This window comes from Glaciecola sp. MF2-115 (assembly GCF_047250385.1).
Classification (GTDB): Bacteria; Pseudomonadota; Gammaproteobacteria; order Enterobacterales; family Alteromonadaceae; genus Glaciecola.
In genome coordinates this window covers 60,797-77,593 of record NZ_JBLBVM010000042.1, presented here as the reverse complement: position 1 = coordinate 77,593, position 16,797 = coordinate 60,797, and the positions used below count along the sequence as shown (strand labels likewise).

At 42.0% G+C, this 16,797-nt stretch carries 11 protein-coding genes; 5 read left to right on the top strand and 6 right to left on the bottom strand.

Annotation, left to right across the window (positions count from 1 at the left end):
* Positions 1-22: 22 nt before the first annotated feature.
* Together ACKLNX_RS04860 and ACKLNX_RS04855 are read left to right on the top strand one after the other, a co-directional pair.
* Positions 23-268: a hypothetical protein gene (locus ACKLNX_RS04860; protein WP_412971446.1), complete on the top strand. Its 246-nt coding sequence runs from the start codon at positions 23-25 to the stop codon at positions 266-268.
* Positions 269-351: 83 nt separating this feature from the next.
* Positions 352-1,218, top strand: a complete 867-nt coding sequence (locus tag ACKLNX_RS04855) for a lysophospholipid acyltransferase family protein (RefSeq protein ID WP_412971445.1) — start codon at positions 352-354, stop codon at positions 1,216-1,218.
* A 91-nt stretch (positions 1,219-1,309) separates the two neighbouring features.
* Here the strand turns inward: ACKLNX_RS04855 and ACKLNX_RS04850 are convergent, their stop codons facing one another.
* From ACKLNX_RS04850 to ACKLNX_RS04830, 5 genes are all read right to left on the bottom strand, one after another.
* Positions 1,310-1,900 (bottom strand): DUF3365 domain-containing protein, encoded by a 591-nt coding sequence (locus ACKLNX_RS04850; RefSeq protein ID WP_412971444.1) that lies wholly within the window; start codon positions 1,898-1,900, stop codon positions 1,310-1,312.
* Between the two features lie 360 nt (positions 1,901-2,260).
* Positions 2,261-2,476, bottom strand: coding sequence for a DUF2892 domain-containing protein (locus tag ACKLNX_RS04845; RefSeq protein WP_411694568.1), 216 nt, complete (start codon positions 2,474-2,476; stop codon positions 2,261-2,263).
* A gap of 317 nt (positions 2,477-2,793) precedes the next feature.
* Positions 2,794-3,762, bottom strand: a complete 969-nt coding sequence (locus ACKLNX_RS04840) for an endonuclease/exonuclease/phosphatase family protein (protein ID WP_412971443.1) — start codon at positions 3,760-3,762, stop codon at positions 2,794-2,796.
* 191 nt (positions 3,763-3,953) lie between these two features.
* Positions 3,954-5,510 (bottom strand): YcxB family protein, encoded by a 1,557-nt coding sequence (locus tag ACKLNX_RS04835; protein ID WP_412971442.1) that lies wholly within the window; start codon positions 5,508-5,510, stop codon positions 3,954-3,956.
* A 45-nt stretch (positions 5,511-5,555) separates the two neighbouring features.
* Positions 5,556-6,563 carry an AEC family transporter gene (locus ACKLNX_RS04830; RefSeq protein WP_412971441.1) on the bottom strand — a complete coding sequence of 336 codons (1,008 nt, stop codon included), beginning with the start codon at positions 6,561-6,563 and terminating at the stop codon, positions 5,556-5,558.
* 323 nt (positions 6,564-6,886) lie between these two features.
* Between ACKLNX_RS04830 and ACKLNX_RS04825 the strand changes: the two genes are divergently transcribed.
* Positions 6,887-7,096 carry a cold-shock protein gene (locus tag ACKLNX_RS04825; protein WP_411694320.1) on the top strand — a complete coding sequence of 70 codons (210 nt, stop codon included), beginning with the start codon at positions 6,887-6,889 and terminating at the stop codon, positions 7,094-7,096.
* A 268-nt stretch (positions 7,097-7,364) separates the two neighbouring features.
* Positions 7,365-9,602 carry a ribonuclease R gene (rnr, locus tag ACKLNX_RS04820; RefSeq protein ID WP_412971440.1) on the top strand — a complete coding sequence of 746 codons (2,238 nt, stop codon included), beginning with the start codon at positions 7,365-7,367 and terminating at the stop codon, positions 9,600-9,602.
* Here the strand turns inward: rnr and ACKLNX_RS04815 are convergent.
* Positions 9,599-13,915 (bottom strand): DEAD/DEAH box helicase, encoded by a 4,317-nt coding sequence (locus ACKLNX_RS04815; protein ID WP_412971439.1) that lies wholly within the window; start codon positions 13,913-13,915, stop codon positions 9,599-9,601. The genes rnr and ACKLNX_RS04815 overlap by 4 nt on opposite strands.
* Before the next feature lie 324 nt (positions 13,916-14,239).
* On the opposite strand from ACKLNX_RS04815, the gene ACKLNX_RS04810 reads away from it, so the two are divergent.
* Complete coding sequence (locus ACKLNX_RS04810; RefSeq protein WP_412971438.1) at positions 14,240-16,723, top strand: alpha/beta hydrolase family protein; 2,484 nt, start codon at positions 14,240-14,242, stop codon at positions 16,721-16,723.
* Positions 16,724-16,797 lie beyond the last annotated feature (74 nt).

The following is a 16,797-nucleotide window of genomic DNA, read 5'->3' as shown; positions in this document are numbered from 1 at the left end:
ACTGGGTAACGATTGCACTGGTTTGGCCCGTGCTAACAATCAACTGGTGCAAGCGGCACTCGATACCATGCCACAAAGAACCACTGCATATCCGAGCAATAATAGCTTAGCGGATGAATTGAAGATGGTCGCTGATTTGATTTCGGTTCAGTCTGCTTTATCGCAGCAACGACAGCTTTTCTTTGTCAGTTTAGGAGGTTGGGATACCCATGATGCACAAGTGACAGCCCACCCACAATTACTTAGTGCGCTTAAGCTATTTACCTAGGGTAGATTGTTTGTTCGCAAGTTGACCATGGCAAAAAGCGAGTGTTAGACTCAGCTCTTCCTAAAGAACAAGATTCATAATAAATGTGCAACCACATTTTATACGCTGTTATTTACTGTTTTTCGCTTTTACCGATGCCTATTTTGTTGTTCTTGGCTCGTATACTCGCTTTCCTAAATTTCTACATACTGCCATACCGTAAGAAACTGGTTATGAAAAACTTGGCGAATAGCTTTCCCGATAAAAGTAGAGCGGAACTCGATAAAATAGCTAGGCAATTTTATCGCGTTTTTTACTTTTCTCTGATGGAGACACTGAAACTATTTTCGGTAGATATAAGCGAACTTAAAAGAAGAACAAGTTTAGTTAATCCGGAAGTTTTCGATGACCCCGATTTTACCAATAAATGCACGATTGGAGTATGCGGTCACCTATTCAATTGGGAGTGGTTGGTAGGTATTCGTCACTTAGCTCCCTACGAAAATTTGTATGGTATCTATCATCCAATTAAAAATGAGTTTTGGAATGAAAAACTTAAGGTAAGTAGAGCAATAGCTGGGTCTAAATTGATATCGTCATTTGAGACTAAGGAACTGGTTAAACAGCAAGGTAACGATGGGAAATCTTTGTATTTATTTTTGAGTGATCAAAGCCCTGCAGTGTATAAGAAGCCTAAAGCATTTGTTAATTTTTTAAATCAAAAAACCGCAGTATTAACTGGCTGGGAAGAGCTTGCGAGAGAGAAAGGTTTTAACGTCGTTTACATTGAGTCTATTTATGTAAAACCTGGGCACTACCAGTACAAAGTTGAACGGATCCTACCAGACAATCCAGAGGGCTTTGCGCCTTTAGAACTGATCCACAAATATCATCATTTGTTAGAAGAAAGTATTCAAAAACAGCCGTTTAATTATTTATGGTCTCACAAGAAGTGGAAACATCGCTGCTAGCGAATAGTGCACTTTATTGGTTTTCACTAGGCTTGCAACAGACCACGCAAAGTTGCATTCTCAAAACTCAAGACCTTCACCACTCGCAATTTTATTCAGCGTTTTGACTAAGGTCTTTTTGCAAGGTAAATGCGCCTCTAATATCTTCCATAGAAAACCCAATCGCTCGGTCTTCTGGATAATACTTTTGAATCGTCTTTTGTAGTTTAGGATCGATATTGCTGCCGTGGCAAGCAAGACAAACATTATCCATCGGTATCGCTTTCATCAGGCGAAAACGATCTTCCTCTAATGAACTAACGACAAGGTCTGCTGCTTTGACACCTTCCTTATAATTTTTGTCAAATAAGGCTAGGGAATCGGATTCCCATTGATCGGGTTTATTTTGCAAATTGCGTGTTTTAAGACTGGTTCGTGCTACAGTCCAGTTATCTGTAGACAGACTCTGTGCAATTTTAGGTGCTTTGGAGTGACAAACTTCCACACCGGCTTCTAGACCTCCAGTCTGGATGGCAGCAAGCAATTCAGTTTTAAGTTGAGATGCGAACGCTTTCATTTTCAACTTCGCTTGCTGAGTTAGCTCTTCCTTCTGTTTTTGCTCGCCAATACCAGTATCCGCATAAGCTGAAATTGGCGAATATAAGGCGCTAAAAAGCGATGCATAGACAAGTATATTTTTCATTATTAGTTCACCTTATTGCTATCCTAAACGCTCAATACCAAACGCTTTCAGAACATAATCGTTGGCCAGTATTTCTTTTGTTTCATATGCCGCAGGTATACCGCCTGTACCCGCGCCTAACAAAACAATCTTAGCCATGATTATTCCTATTTTTATAATGAGACGAGCGTAATCTATAGTTTGAGAAATACTTGTTAACAAGACTCGTGCCACTTATTCAAGCATATGTTTACAATGGTAAATTACGAATTTTCTGGATAGCACAAATCTCGTTGTTTGGATTCCATTGACAAATTTGTCTCTATTTGTGACGTTTATGTCAGTTTTGGTGATTGGTTTTGGCTCCGAAACATGTAACAACTAGCTGCTCGTCGCTAGTTCCTTTTCGGTTTTGAAGCCGAATACTTTTTTCAAAATAATGGTCGCTGGGCAAAAACCGGTGAAGCTTTGTTGAAATAAGTTGGCGCCGATAAAAACGGTGAACCAAACAAAGTTGGGATGAATCCATACCGTAAGTGCAACTGATATTAAAATCATAATCCCTGCAAATGCCGTTAACGCTCGCTCTGCTGATATTTTACTTGATGACATACTGCCTCCAAAATAGGGCCTCAGTTACAAGGCCGACTGATGATAATTGAATTCAAAACGCTCAATTGAGTTGCTGTCGTATTCAATCATTTCAAAATGCACTATCGAACTTCGTTGTATAACAATTCAAATCCGCTCAATAGTTTTGAGTATTGCGATGTTAGATTCACAAACACTGCTAAGGATATGTAGCAAATTGCAAGCCAATAAATCAAAGACCCTGAGGTTTCGATAATTAATAACTTTTTTTGCTTTCGGCATGCTTGGTTTTATGGGATAGATTCAGGATAACTTGCGTTAATCTAGTTGTCCGTATCATTCAATACAATTGCTTCCAGCTCTTCTTTCTCAGTATCAACTGCAATCTGAATCCATAAGGGTAAATGATCGGATAGTTGATAAGTGAAGGCACGTTTAGACATGTTTTGTTCAGGAAATAACGAAGCGATGTCATTGGCATAGAAGTCGAGTACACCAGCGTGATTAGTAAAACAATTTGTGTAGCTAGGATGGTGGAGGATTTGATCGTAACGTTTATTTTTTGCGAGGTTTGAACCATGTTTCAATCCAAGCAGTGCTTCTGGGGCTTTCATCCCTTTGCTGGTGATGGCTTTGTATAATGAATCGCCCACTCTGGGAATGTTGAAATCGCCCATCACGATAAGGTCGGTGTCATCGGTATGCACATCTGATCTACGTTTTTCTACCCACTCAGCTAGCAATTTAAGCGGCTTTACTCTAGCGCGCCCACTTTTACCCCAGCGAATATGTGCTGAAATTAACACGAAGTCAAAATTACCCGATTTAAACGAGGCGATATAAGGCTTTCGCCACCAATCGAATTCAGTTTCATATTCGCCCGTTCGTTTGTTCTTTTTTCGAGGCGAGTCAGCTTCAGCAGCTAAACCAGTGAAGCGGACGTTTCGCTTGTCATAAACGTAAGCTATGCGCTCCCAGTTACCGCCCCAATCAGCAACATAGTCAGAATAGATAACATCCCAATAGGGACCTAACACTTTCATCACACGCTTTAAATCGTCGAGGTTTTTGCGTAACTCTGTAATTGCAATCAAATCAAATTGACTGAGAATTTCGGCAATAAAATGAATTGATGAATCTAATCGTGTTTTTCTGCCGAATTCGCGAATATTCCACGTGGCAAGGTTGATAGTTTTGTCTTTAATTGAAGGAACGATTTTATGATCGGCAATTCGCTGCTTTAAGGCCAACAAGCCTTGTGCTGTTGGCTTATCCACTCCGCTGTGTTTCATACTTAGTCCTTTGAGGTAAAAGTATTATTGTCTGCTTTGTAACGAGCTGCAAACTCCGTTAAGTGACTTCATATTAAGCATAGGTCGAATTGGTGAAAAGTCCATTTTGCTTGTGTTTGAGATTCTTCTTTGGGGTTTGGGAGGTTCTTGCCTGCGCAAGAACGACGGTTAGGGAGTGGCTGGGAAAGCTGCTATTGTTTTAATTTCAACGCAGCTTGTTCACTCACAAACTTATTCGCTTCTTCAGACAAGCAACGAGCCGATAGGTAGCTTCTTCCCGCAGGATAATAAAGCAACCAACCCTGTTTAGTTCGCTCTATCCTCTCAATCTCTGACCATGCTAAGCGACTTTCAACAGCGAACGATTTACTCATTACGCCATTCTCGTCGATGCTTAAGCTTAGTTTGTTATTTGCGGCCTGACTGACCATTTGTCTTGCTAGCCACCAAGGTTTTCGGTAGTAGATACCGAGCGCATCAACGCCGCCTATAGCAACAAGAAACCAAGCTACGTAGGGGCTAAAATCGGTGAATAGGAGAATGGCGAATCCTGCCAATGCTAAACCTATAGATTTAAAATATGCCTTCCCGGTTCTGTTCTGGGTCATTGATTCGTCGAAGGTTTCACTAAAGTGGCTTTTATCCAATGTATACGTGGTTTCATAATGAAAAGGTGAGGCAACGAAGCCATCCCAGTTTTTCATATAGGTAATGAATTTCTCACTTAAACCTTCTTGCGCTAGATACGCCTCGCTAACGGGGAGTTTTACAGGCTCAAAATCAAGATTGCTGATCACTAACTTTGGGAAGTCGTGATGCAGAATTGCCGCTCGGCCAATAGTAACGAAATCGACACCGGCATCTAATATTGCTTGAACATCTTTACCTGTATTAATTTTGCCTGCAACAGTCAACTTTACGTCTTTGTAATCGATTTCAGTAAAGTGTTCCAACAAGCTTTTGCTTTGATGCTGCACTTCTTCCGTTTGTTTAAAAACATCCCAAAGTGAAAGGTCGATAAAATCGATATCATGTTCATCAACAAGTTGCTGACACAGAGTTTTCATTTCGCTCAATTGCATGCCAAAGCGTTCAGGCGATAGGCGCACACCCAATAAAAAATCAGCTCCGCACGCGACTCTAATTCCATCGATTATTTCGAAAAGAAGCCTTGCTCTATTTTGTAAATCACCGCCATATTCGTCGTTACGTTTGTTGATCTCAGCACTTAAGAACTGGCTAAGGATATAGCCATGTGCGCCATGTACCTCAATGCCATCATAACCACTTATTTGAGCTCTGCGCGCAGCGGCAATGAAGTCATCACGTAATTGCTGCACTTCAAGCAACGACAATGCTCGGGCATTATGCTTTTCGATATCTGATGCGGATACAGGCTGTTCTTGAATTTCATCTTCAGGCGAGCGCATACCGGCGTGATGCAATTGAATTATGGCTAAACTATCATTCGATTTTATTGCGGCTGCTAAACGTTTGTGCCCATCAATATGTGCATCGTCATAAATTCCCAATTGGCCAGCAAATCCTTTACCTATAAATTGAACATGTGAAGCACAAGTCATGGTTAAGCCAAAACCGCCTTCAGCACGCATCGTTAACCAATGGTATTCTTCATCTGATAGCTTTCCGTCATCATGACTTTGGCCATTGGTAAGCGGAGCTAACATAAATCTATTCGACATGCGCTGGCCATTCTTGAATATCACAGCTGAATCAGTTTGCGGCATACTAAATATTGTTCCTTTTAAGAGCTGAAAAGATATCGAGGGTGATTACACTAAGAACCAAAAGGCCCACAAGGGCATGACGGCAAACGCGAGTATGGTTTGCAGCGTAATAATGGACGCCATCGCTTCCATATCACCCCCTAATTGCCTTGCAAGTATATAGGCACTTGGTGCTGTGGGCGAAATAAATGCGATTAGAAGCACACCGGTGACTAAGGTAGATAATCCGAGTGCGCTGCATAATACGATGACCAAAGCCGGTTTGAGTAGAAACTGCATAGTACTTGCACTAACAATTGCTTTTGTATGACCTTTTATAAGCCTTGGCTTCAGAGCTGCGCCCACGGCCATCAAGCCAATGGGAAGTGCTGCTCGACCGAGAATTTCGAACACGTCTGCACTAACACCGGGTAGCCCGACACCCGACAAGCTTAAACACCAACCAATAATACAGGCAAAAATGAGTGGATTAAGTAAAATTTGCTTAACGAAGGCCTTCCCACTGGACGATGGATTATTTCCAAAAAATACAAAGGTACCGACACACAATAAATTGACAAAGACGATCATGAAGCCCGCACTAATGGCCGCTAGGCCTAAGCCTTCTTTACCATAAAAAGCGGCCGATATAGAAAAGGCGATGTACGTGTTAAAGCGAATTCCGCCTTGAAACACGGATGTATAGGTTTTTGCACTCATTTCAGGCTGAAGTTTATACATGGCAAACAAGGAAACGGCTGCGACAAGTAATACAATAAAGACGACTAAAAACATCTCTTGCCACGGGGTGCCATGAATATTTTGTCTACCAATATTCTGAATTAACAAGGCGGGAAACATGACGTAGTAAGTGAGTTTTTCGATACCGGCCCAAACATCATCGGTTATAAAGTTAATCCGCTTTAAGCAATACCCAATGAAGATAAGTATCAGCACAGGTACCAGTGCGATTATAAAATGAGTCATAGTGGATGAGATTTCGGCTTGGTTTATTGGGTGGATGTTAACATGCGACGGTGTTTTTGGGCGAAGAATCTTTATGTTTTTAAACACAAAATCCTGCTCGTTTAGCAATGAGTTCAACTTACAATTTGCTATTTTTTAAGTCGTTTTCAAAGCGTACTTTTTTAATTTAAACAAATTTACTTTTTCGATTTAACTTGACATACCATTTAAAGAGCCTAAGATGCGCCCCAAGGTTTGAGAGAAGACCTTTTTTATGTGTATCCCTCGATGTTTGTTATTTGTAGTACTCTAGTCATAATAGTTTATTTTTAATACTTCGCGTTATCCTCAGTTAAATATTCGTTTTCTTCATGCTCAATCGCCACAAATTTTTTTGGCGCAATTTTTTAATTATTTCTAGGATATCTATTATGTCTAATACAACAACTGGTTCAGTAAAATGGTTTAACGAAGATAAAGGTTTTGGTTTTATCGAACAAGAATCTGGCCCTGACGTTTTTGCTCATTTCAGCGCAATCGTAAGCGAAGGTTTCAAAACTTTAGCTGAAGGTCAACGCGTAGAATTTACTGTGACTAAAGGTCAAAAAGGCCCACAAGCAGAAAACATCGTTTGCATCTAATACGTTTTAATTAACGTGTAGCAACAATGAATTATAGTTTCACTCATATGCAAATGTGAGTGAAACAATTTATACAAAGTAACTTATACAGATCAATTTTAAACGAGTCATCATCAACTTAACTCGTTTCAATATACCGGCTCACTTACCGAGTCCTTCCGCCCTGTGCTTTAATTCGTATTATTTTCCCAACCTTAAGAATATTTTATCCCTAGTTTGACAATACCCATTACAAAGCGACCGGCGGCTCAAAGAGAATTTTATTAATTTGAATCAAACCGCACAATTATCAAGTACCCAAACTTACGATAACCCCATTCCAGGCCGTGAATTTATTCTTAGCCTATTTAGTAGCTTGAAAAAGCACTTAAATCGCGAACAAATCGCTGATGCATTATCACTAAATTCCCCAGAAGAGAAAGAAGCCCTTAGACGACGCTTACGTGCAATGGAGCGCGATGGTCAACTGTCGTTTCAACGCAGAGGCTATCAACTCATTGACCCAGAATCTCTTGTGAGTGGCACTATCAGCATTCATCCAGATGGCTTCGGTTTCGTCACTTATAGTGATACTGAAAAAGACTTGTTTCTTCCTAAGAACCAACTCAAACATGTGTTTGATGGTGATCTTGTACAAGTCCTAATTGAACCAGATAAGAACGCAAAACGCGCTTACAACAATCTTATAAAGGTGCTAGAACGCAATACAACACAAATTGTTGGTGTACTTCAGCGTGAAGGAAAATCTTACTTTTTGCTACCTGACGACACCAAGGTTTCACAACATATTGAAGTTGATGAAAGCAAGCTATGCGATGCTCGAGTAGGTCAGTATGTGACGGCAAAAATTACAAGCTATCCTAACTTTCGTCAAGATACGCAGGCTGAAATAATTGAAGTCCTCGGTGATCCTTCCGATGCAGGTATCGAGAGCAAATTAGCGCTTCATCGCCATGGCATATCGGGTTTGTGGGACAAAAGCTTACTTGAAGAAGCCAGCACCCACGGTACTCAAGTTGCTGAAGCCGACAAAGCCTCGCGTGTTGATTACCGCCAGCTACCATTTGTTACCATTGATGGTGCGGATGCAAGAGACTTCGATGATGCAGTTTACTGTGAAAAAACAAAAGCCGGTGATTGGCGATTGTTGGTAGCGATAGCTGATGTGTCTCACTATGTGTTACCAAATGATGCACTGGATATTGAAGCTCAACAGCGAGCAACATCTATCTATCTTCCGGATCAAGTCGTACCGATGCTGCCAGAATCACTGTCGAACGGTTTGTGCTCTTTAAATCCAAACGAAGACCGTTTGGCAATGGTGTGTGAGTTGTCGATCAATGCGAAGGGTTTGGTTACCCAGTCTGAGTTTAGCGAAGGCTTGATTCAATCACATGCTCGACTGACCTATAATCAAGCAAATGCTATGGTCTGCAAACCAAGCAGTAAGTTAGGCAAAGCCGCTTTGGAATCCAATCCAGCAATTGCGCCGCATGTTAAGAATCTACACTCCTTATTTAAAGTCTTGTTGAAGCAACGTAATCAACGAGGAGCAATTGAGTTTGAAACGCGAGAACTCGCACTTAAACTGAATAAGCATAAAAACATTGCCAATATATCACCGGTAAAACGCAACGACGCTCACCGTATGATAGAAGAATTTATGTTGTGTGCGAATGTCGCCACAGCACAGTTTTTAGAGACGAATAAAATTCCAAGCTTGTTTCGAGTTCATGCTGGACCACAGCAGAAAAAGTTAACAGCGCTACGTGCTTTTCTATCTGAAAAGGGCTTAACACTCGGTGGTGGAGATAAGCCAAGTTCACATCATTACAATGATTTGTTGAAGAAGGTGAGTCATCGCGCTGATGCGAAAGTGATTCAAACCTTACTACTTCGTTCGCAAAGTCAGGCTGAATATTCGCCCAAAAACCAGGGCCACTTCGGTTTAGCTTATGATGCGTATGCACATTTCACCTCGCCGATAAGACGATACCCTGATTTGTTAACGCATAGAGCGATACGTGCGAAAATACGTGGTGCTAAAAAATCATTGAGTTTACAAAGTGTATTACGGCATCTAAAGCTCAATACTTTAGCGTCAAAAGCGATGTCTAAGAATGCTTATCCATACAGTGTTGATGATGTCGAAGTACTTAGTAAGCATTGCTCTGAGCAGTCACGTTTGGCAGACACGGTAAGTAGAGAAGTTGAAAGTGCTTTGATGTGCAAATACATGCAACCATTTATTGGTGAAACTTTTCAGGCATCAATTGCAGGCATGAATAGTTCTGGTTTTTTTGTGGCTTTAGAAAACACGGGCGCGGAAGGTTTAGTGAGTATCACTAGTTTACCGGGTGATGCTTTTAGCTTTGACGCAAGTAAGCAAAAAATAGCGAATAAGAAAGTATGCTATGAAATTGGTGACAGTGTCACAGTTTTGCTAAAGAGTGTGGATTTACGCGGCCGTAAAATGCATTTCACGGTGGCAGTTTCGACACATTAGAATGTTTCCTTTAGCAGATTCAGCATATCGTCAACGGATAGGGTAGCGGCAACTTCGTTACCAGACAGCAATTTATCTGCTAAGTCACGTTTATGTTGATGCATAGCAACAATCTTTTCTTCTATCGTGTTTTGTGCAATCAATCGGTAAATGGTGACCGGCCGTGTTTGCCCCATGCGGTGAGCGCGGTCAGAAGCTTGTTCCTCAACTGCTGGATTCCACCATGGGTCCATATGAATTACATAGTCGGCAGCAGTTAAATTCAAACCAGAACCGCCTGCTTTTAGGCTAATAAGAAATATATCACCGTCCCCACTTTGAAAGGCGTTCACGCGTTTTTGTCGTTCTTTTTGCGGGGTTGAACCATCTAGGTATTGATAATGAAAGCCGTGATCTTCCAAGTGTTGCTTTATCAATTGCAGATGACCAACGAACTGGCTAAAGATCAGCGCTTTGTGATTATTTAACTTAAGCTCTTCTAGTAGCTCATTCAAAGCGGCGAGCTTAGCGCTTGGAATATCGCTCTCCGCCATAATGAGTTTAGGGTGACAACAAGCTTGGCGAAGCTTCACAAGTTCAGCGAGCATTCTAATGCGTTGCTCTCCCGCATTGGCTTGCTGCCCACTTTTACTAATATTATCAATTGCATTGAGCCTTAAGGCTTCATAAAAATCGCGCTCTTTCGCACTCATTTCTACCTGAATATTAATGTCGGTGCGTGGCGGAAGTTCAGTCAACACTTGGTTTTTCATTCGTCTTAGAATAAAAGGTTGAATCAAAGCTTTTAGCGCCTGGCTAGCTTTGCGCGCTGCTAGTTTATCTTCTTTGGCGTTTTCTATTGGCTGGGAGAATCGCTCGCTAAAGCGTTTTAAATTACCAAGTAAGCCGGGATTAATAAAACGAAATAAACTCCACAGTTCAGTTAAATCATTTTCTATGGGCGTGCCAGTTGTGATCATCTTAAAATCACCCTTTAGGGCAATCGCCGCTTTCGTTCGTTTGGCAAGAGGGTTTTTTAAGGCTTGTGCCTCGTCAGCAATTATTGTGTGCCAATGCACCGCTTTTAATATTTCACTTTCGCGCTGCAACAATCCGTACGTGATGATCACGCAATCGAAGGGCTGTAAATTATTTAATAATTCGCTTCGTTGTTCAGTATTAATTGCGTCTGCGAACAATTTAATATTCAGCGTTGGACTGTATTTCAAGGCTTCTTGTTGCCAATTAAAGCAAACAGAAGTAGGCGCAATGACTAAACTTGGGCCCTCGTTCGCACGAGATAACAGAACTGCGAGTGCTTGCAGAGTTTTACCTAGCCCCATGTCATCCGCTAAACAAGCGCCAGCTCCCCAATGTGCTAAACGTGAAGCCCAATCGAAGCCCACTAGTTGATAGTCGCGTAATTGTGCCTGAAAAGTCGATGGCACCCTCGGCTGTATGGTATTCGCTTGGTGCATTTTTTTGGTTTGTTCGTCCCACGCGTGAATTGTTTTCATGCGCATACCAGCGGTGGCTTCCTCTACTTGAAAGCTCGCGAGGGGATGGAATTTACCTTCGTCGGTGACTTGATTGAGTTGATCGAGCTTAAGACGTAAATCGTCTGACAAGGCGAGTATTTGATCTGTGTCTAACGCGATAAAGCGACCGTGGCTCGTTTTCACCAGTTCCAGTAGTTTACGCAGTTCAATGACTTGTTCGTTGTTTACTTGTAACTCACCCGTAATATCAAACCACTCACTACTCTTAGTGAAGGCTAGTTGTAAGTGCTTACTTTCAAGGGCCTTACTCAAAGTGACTTTTTTACCTTTCGGCCAACGCAGCACCAAGTCAAAGTCTTCTTGACTAACCGCAGTTTCGAGTTGTTCAAGGGCGCTGAGTGCGCTTTGTAAGTCATCCAACAACAACACGTTATCGGGCATTTCTAAGAAGGCCGGGCAAGTTTGATCGAGCATGTCCAATAAGGTTTCTTCGCGTAGTAAATCTCGCTGTATGGCGACACGCTTTCCTTGAATTTCAGTGCTCAAACTTGCATTGCCAACGGCTGGTTTATAAGCCGGTCCATTTTCACCAAATGGCATCACTACGCAAGTGAATGCTAAGCCATGCTGACTAGGTTGAATGTTTACAATTAAATTGGGGTCGCAGTCTTGGCTCTCAAGCCCAGTATCAAGTTCAGCTATATCTGATTGAATATTTAAAAATGGCGCTACAGCGGAAATACCATCCAGCGCTTTTTGTTTTGCACTCACTGGTATTAATAAACCGCCTTCTCCAATAATCTTGGCGACCTTGAGATGGTCTGCAGAAAAAACGGTGAGTTGATAAGTGTGCTCAGAAATTGCCTTTAGGTTATAGCTCGTTTGATGCTCAGGTCCATCCTCATCCTCGTAATTATCAAAATCAGAGGATAAATCGGCAATGCTTAAACAAAGTTGATCGCCTTGTTGGCTAACCAATAATTCAGGCTCTCGCTTCACTATTTCGATTGGCTGAGTATGCGTTTCGTCAGTTTCTTTGTATAGGTTTTCTATGCCAACCGCAGCATTTAGCGCCGATAGTCCTTGTAAGGAATATTCGACTTTGGAGTAGTAGCCCCAGCTTTGGTAAACATCTATTGCCCGACAAATACGTTTGTCACTTTCGCTTAAATAGTCGAAGAGTTCAGTTTCTTCTTTTAAACGTTTTAGTGATACGACACGGCCCTTGCTCCAGCCAGATTTGTTGAGTTTCTGTTCTCGCGCAACTAAGCTGTAACCATAATGGTCAACGAGTTCCCAGATCAATCGAACGGGCTTTGACGCGGTGTTTGTAACTGATGACTGCTTCGTTTCGGCATTAGGATTCAGTGCAATCAGTTTATCTAGGGCTAGATCCCATTGTGATTTGATTTTTATTAGTGCAGTAACATCAACTAAGCCATATTCTGTAACAACAGCCTGGTTGTTAAAATTGCTTGCCATTTGCTCGCACATCTTCGCAAATAGTGGGTAAGCGAGTTGATCAAATTTCGCTTGGTATTTAAGTGCCAATGTAGCCATACCTTCATTTTTACTTTGGTTGCACCAAATATGCGCCAGTAAATAATTGAAGTAGCCTAAGGCATGACAGAAAAAATCAATTTCTTCATCGGCGCTAGCGAATTCAATATGGATATTATATTTTTCGCCGTGCAATAGACTCTGTGCTGGCTTCACCACGCCGCGACTTAAGATAAAAAAATCACTACTGACTTTGCGGTCACTATCTTCAAACTCAACTTGTTGCAGCGCGCTTGAAAAGTAGCTCACATTGTCTTGGTTTCCCTGGACCATCAATGCGAGTTTATAAAAATAGCCTAAGGTCTCGTTTAGGTATTGTTTTTTTCGTTTTGTCAGTTTGTTTTTGGCAACAATAGCTTGTTCGAAAAAGCGAATCGATTGCAGGTTCTCACCTTTGAGAAAGCTATAAGCTCCCTTGAGTTGTAAACCATACGTGCTGTTATCGTTATCGACTTGCACACGCTCGAAATCATCAAAGCGCATCTGATATAGGTACTGCTCGGCAAGTAGATGTTGGCATTCTAAATTTGGCGATGAAAATCCTTTGTATGTATCACTCTTGCTTTGCATCGCGACGCAAAACTCTTCCAATAGTTGAATCGGATAATCACAACTCAGGCCGTGCTTTTGGAAAGATCGGAACAGCGTCGCGAATGATTGATATTGGATCGTTCTCGGTAAAGTTAGAAATTGAGCTAAGTCGAAAGGCAGAAACAGTAGCTCAACTAAAATATTGTTGAGACTGTGATCAATAATCTGTGGATTTTTGTTGAACGCCAGTGCTTCTTCTACCTGCGCTATGTGGCCTAAAACATATAGATCTCTGATTGCACGTTGTTTATCTTCTATTCTCGGCTGCCACGCGTGACCAATGCTATTTGGTGCGACTTCTTCGCAGACCATGATAATTTCGAGTAGCTTTTCTCTTGCAGTGCATTCAAAAGGTACTTGCCAACTACCAATATCTGCAATCAGTCGATTGGCGAGCGCTTTGTTTAATTGCAATCCCTCTCTAGTGACTATCAATAGTGACTGCTTACTTAGCTTATTCCTTTCTTCGGCGTTTAATTGGTAGTCTTTGGCTGATTTTGGCAAGAACTCTCGCTCTCTCAAAATGCTAACAACTTGCTCCAACCTTTTAATACCAATTGGTTTATATATTACAGCCAGTATCATCAGAACTGCTTTCTGAGACTCAGGTAGTTTTTGGTAGATCTGATACCACGCTTCGATTTGTTCTTTGATTTGTGGTTGGATTAACGTAACTGAACTCATGCAAGAGGGCTTCTTAAAGGCAAACATTGTTGGACTTAAGTGAAACTATCAAAATTGACAGGTTAAGACAAAGGTTGAGTGACTTTGAGGTATTTATTTTAACCATAAAAAAGGTACAGTTGGTTATCCTTATCTCTCCAGTTTAGCCCCTTCTTTACTTGGACTGTGCTTGTTTATGAAGTGAGAAAGACATTTAGCATTGGCATCAAGCAGTTCAATTAAACCGCATTGTGTAATCTGTGCATTTACCTTAAAGTATTGGGCTAGAAAATTCGCTTTCGCAATATTACTTTGTTTAGTTAAATAACTGAAAAGGAAGTCTGCATGTCCGTAAAATCCTCAACGCTTATCTTTAAAGCGACGTCTGTTATTACTTTTGGGGCTCTACTCCTGAGTAGTGCACTCAGCCCACTTGCCTACGCAACGGAATATCAAACACCACCTAAAATGATGGCTGATTTAGTGGATGCTCCTCGGCAGCCTGGCGCAACTTTATCTGATGATCGCAAATGGATAGCCTTCTTAAAACGTCCAGGCGCTCAGTCGATCATTGAGCTTGCTCAGGAGGAAGAAACACTCGCCGGGCTTAGAATCAATCCTGCTAACTTTTCGCCCGCAAGAAGCACGGGCTATACCGGTATAGAACTAAGATCTATGGACGGTGACACCAAAATAGATATCGAGGGTTTACCTGAAGGTAAAATAATGAGCGTTTCGTTTTCACCAAATGCAAAGCATCTCGCATTTATATTGGAAACGCCGGATAAGCTAACACTGTGGCGCTACGATCTACAAAAAAAGCAGGTGATGCAAGTAAGCTCGGCAGCTATCAACGCGTCGCTTGGCGGTGCTCGTTATACTTGGAAAAAAGACTCTAGCGGTTTCATTACTCGTTTAGCAATAGCCAAACCAGAGGATAAGCCTAGCCAGACACAAGCTAAACCACAGCCTATTATACAAACTAGTGATGGCAAAAAAGCAGCGGTACGTACATATTCTAATTTACTTAAAACGCCGTATGATGAAGCGCTTTTTACGTTTTTGACGACTTCACAACTAGCCGACATCAGTTTAAATGGTGAGATAACTAAGTTAGGCAAACCTGGCATAATCAGAGGGTATCAATATTCTCCAAATGACAAATATTTACTCGTCGCTCAGTACAAGAAACCTTACTCTTATTTAGTGCCTGCGAGCCGCTTTCCACTGTTAACACAAGTGTGGACACCTGAAGGTAAGCTCGTTAAAACCATTGCGGATCAGCCTTCTGGTGAGAGTATTCCAAAGGGTTTCGACTCAACTCAAGAAGGTCGTCGGAGTATTGGATGGCGCTCAGATAAAGGCGCAACCTTAGTATGGGCTGAAGCTCAAGACGGTGGGACAATGGAAGCAGATGTCGAATTTCATGACGCGCTTTACTCATTGCAAGCACCCTTCAATGCAGAACCAAAATTGATGATGAAAATTGAGCGTCGTTTTGCAGGGATTGAATGGGGTGATGATGATTTTGCCATGGTAAGTGACTGGCGATTCAGCGATCGTAAACTACGCTCTTGGAAGTTCAACCCAAGTCAGCCAGAGCAAGATAAAGTGCTGTTTCAGGAACGCTCCTACAACGACCGCTACAAAGATCCGGGTGACTTTGTCTACCACACTAACGAGTTTGGCGTAGATGTGATTAAAGAGGTCGACGGTAAAGTATTGTTAACTGGGCGCGGAGCATCGCCTAAGGGCAATATACCGTTTATGGATGAATACGACTTCAATAAACAAGAAAAGACGCGTCTATGGGAATCGGAAGCACCGTACTATGAAAGAGTGATTCAGCCCTTAAATGATATGGCGAGTAAAGTGCTAACTATAAGAGAGTCACAAACTCAGCAACCTAATTTTTTCATTCGTGATATCGCGTCTGGTGAGATTGAGCAGTTCACTCAATTTCCTCACCCTTCGCCAGCGTTTGTAGGAATAGAAAAAGAAAAAATAAACTATACCCGTGCGGATGGAGTTGAACTATCTGGAACGCTTTACTTACCCCCTGGTTATGACAAATCACAAGGGCCGTTGCCCGTATTAATGTGGGCATATCCTCTTGAATATAAAGATGCGGCTGTAGCCAGTCAGGTAACAGAGTCGCCCTTTGAGTTTGTGCGTGTAAGTTATTGGGGACCAATGCCGCATTTAGCCCAAGGTTTTGCGGTATTTGACGATCCGAAAATGCCTATTATTGGTAGTGGAGAGAGCTTACCTAACGACTCATTTAGAGAGCAGCTTGTGTCTAGCGCTCAGGCGGCGGTTGATGTGCTCGTTGAACGTGGCATAGCAGATAAAGATCGAATCGCGATAGCTGGCCACTCTTACGGTGCGTTTATGGTGGCTAATTTGCTGGCGCATAGTGATTTGTTCAAGGCAGGAATTGCGAGAAGTGGCGCTTATAATCGCACGCTGACACCTTTTGGTTTTCAAGGTGAGGAGCGCAGTTTTTGGGAGGGACAAGATGTGTATGCGAATATGTCGCCGTTTTTCCATGCTGAAAAAATCGATGAGCCTATGCTAATGATCCACGGTAGTGATGATCCAAATTCAGGTACATTCCCAATGCAGTCCGAGCGAATGTTTGCCGCACTTAAAGGACTTGGAGCTAACGCGAGATTAGTTATGTTGCCTCACGAACAGCACGGTTATCGTGCGCGCGAGTCGCTTTTACATCTACTATGGGAGCAATATACTTGGCTCGATAAATATGTTCAGAATAATACGTCTGAAACAAAGCCGGATGAGCAGTCTAGCGCAGCAACTTCAGAATAAATATTTCGAAGAGTGATCTGGCATCTTTGATGTTGTCTTTGTAGCCGGTGATAAACAGCGCGTGGATTTTGTTT

Coding starts and splice junctions, on each gene's coding strand:
- ACKLNX_RS04855 (WP_412971445.1), top strand. CDS start 352: ATGTGCAACCACATTTTATACGCTGTTATTTACTGTTTTTCGCTTTTA.
- ACKLNX_RS04850 (WP_412971444.1), bottom strand. CDS start 1,900: ATGAAAAATATACTTGTCTATGCATCGCTTTTTAGCGCCTTATATTCG.
- ACKLNX_RS04840 (WP_412971443.1), bottom strand. CDS start 3,762: ATGAAACACAGCGGAGTGGATAAGCCAACAGCACAAGGCTTGTTGGCC.
- ACKLNX_RS04835 (WP_412971442.1), bottom strand. CDS start 5,510: ATGCCGCAAACTGATTCAGCTGTGATATTCAAGAATGGCCAGCGCATG.
- ACKLNX_RS04825 (WP_411694320.1), top strand. CDS start 6,887: ATGTCTAATACAACAACTGGTTCAGTAAAATGGTTTAACGAAGATAAA.
- ACKLNX_RS04815 (WP_412971439.1), bottom strand. CDS start 13,915: ATGAGTTCAGTTACGTTAATCCAACCACAAATCAAAGAACAAATCGAA.
- ACKLNX_RS04810 (WP_412971438.1), top strand. CDS start 14,240: ATGTCCGTAAAATCCTCAACGCTTATCTTTAAAGCGACGTCTGTTATT.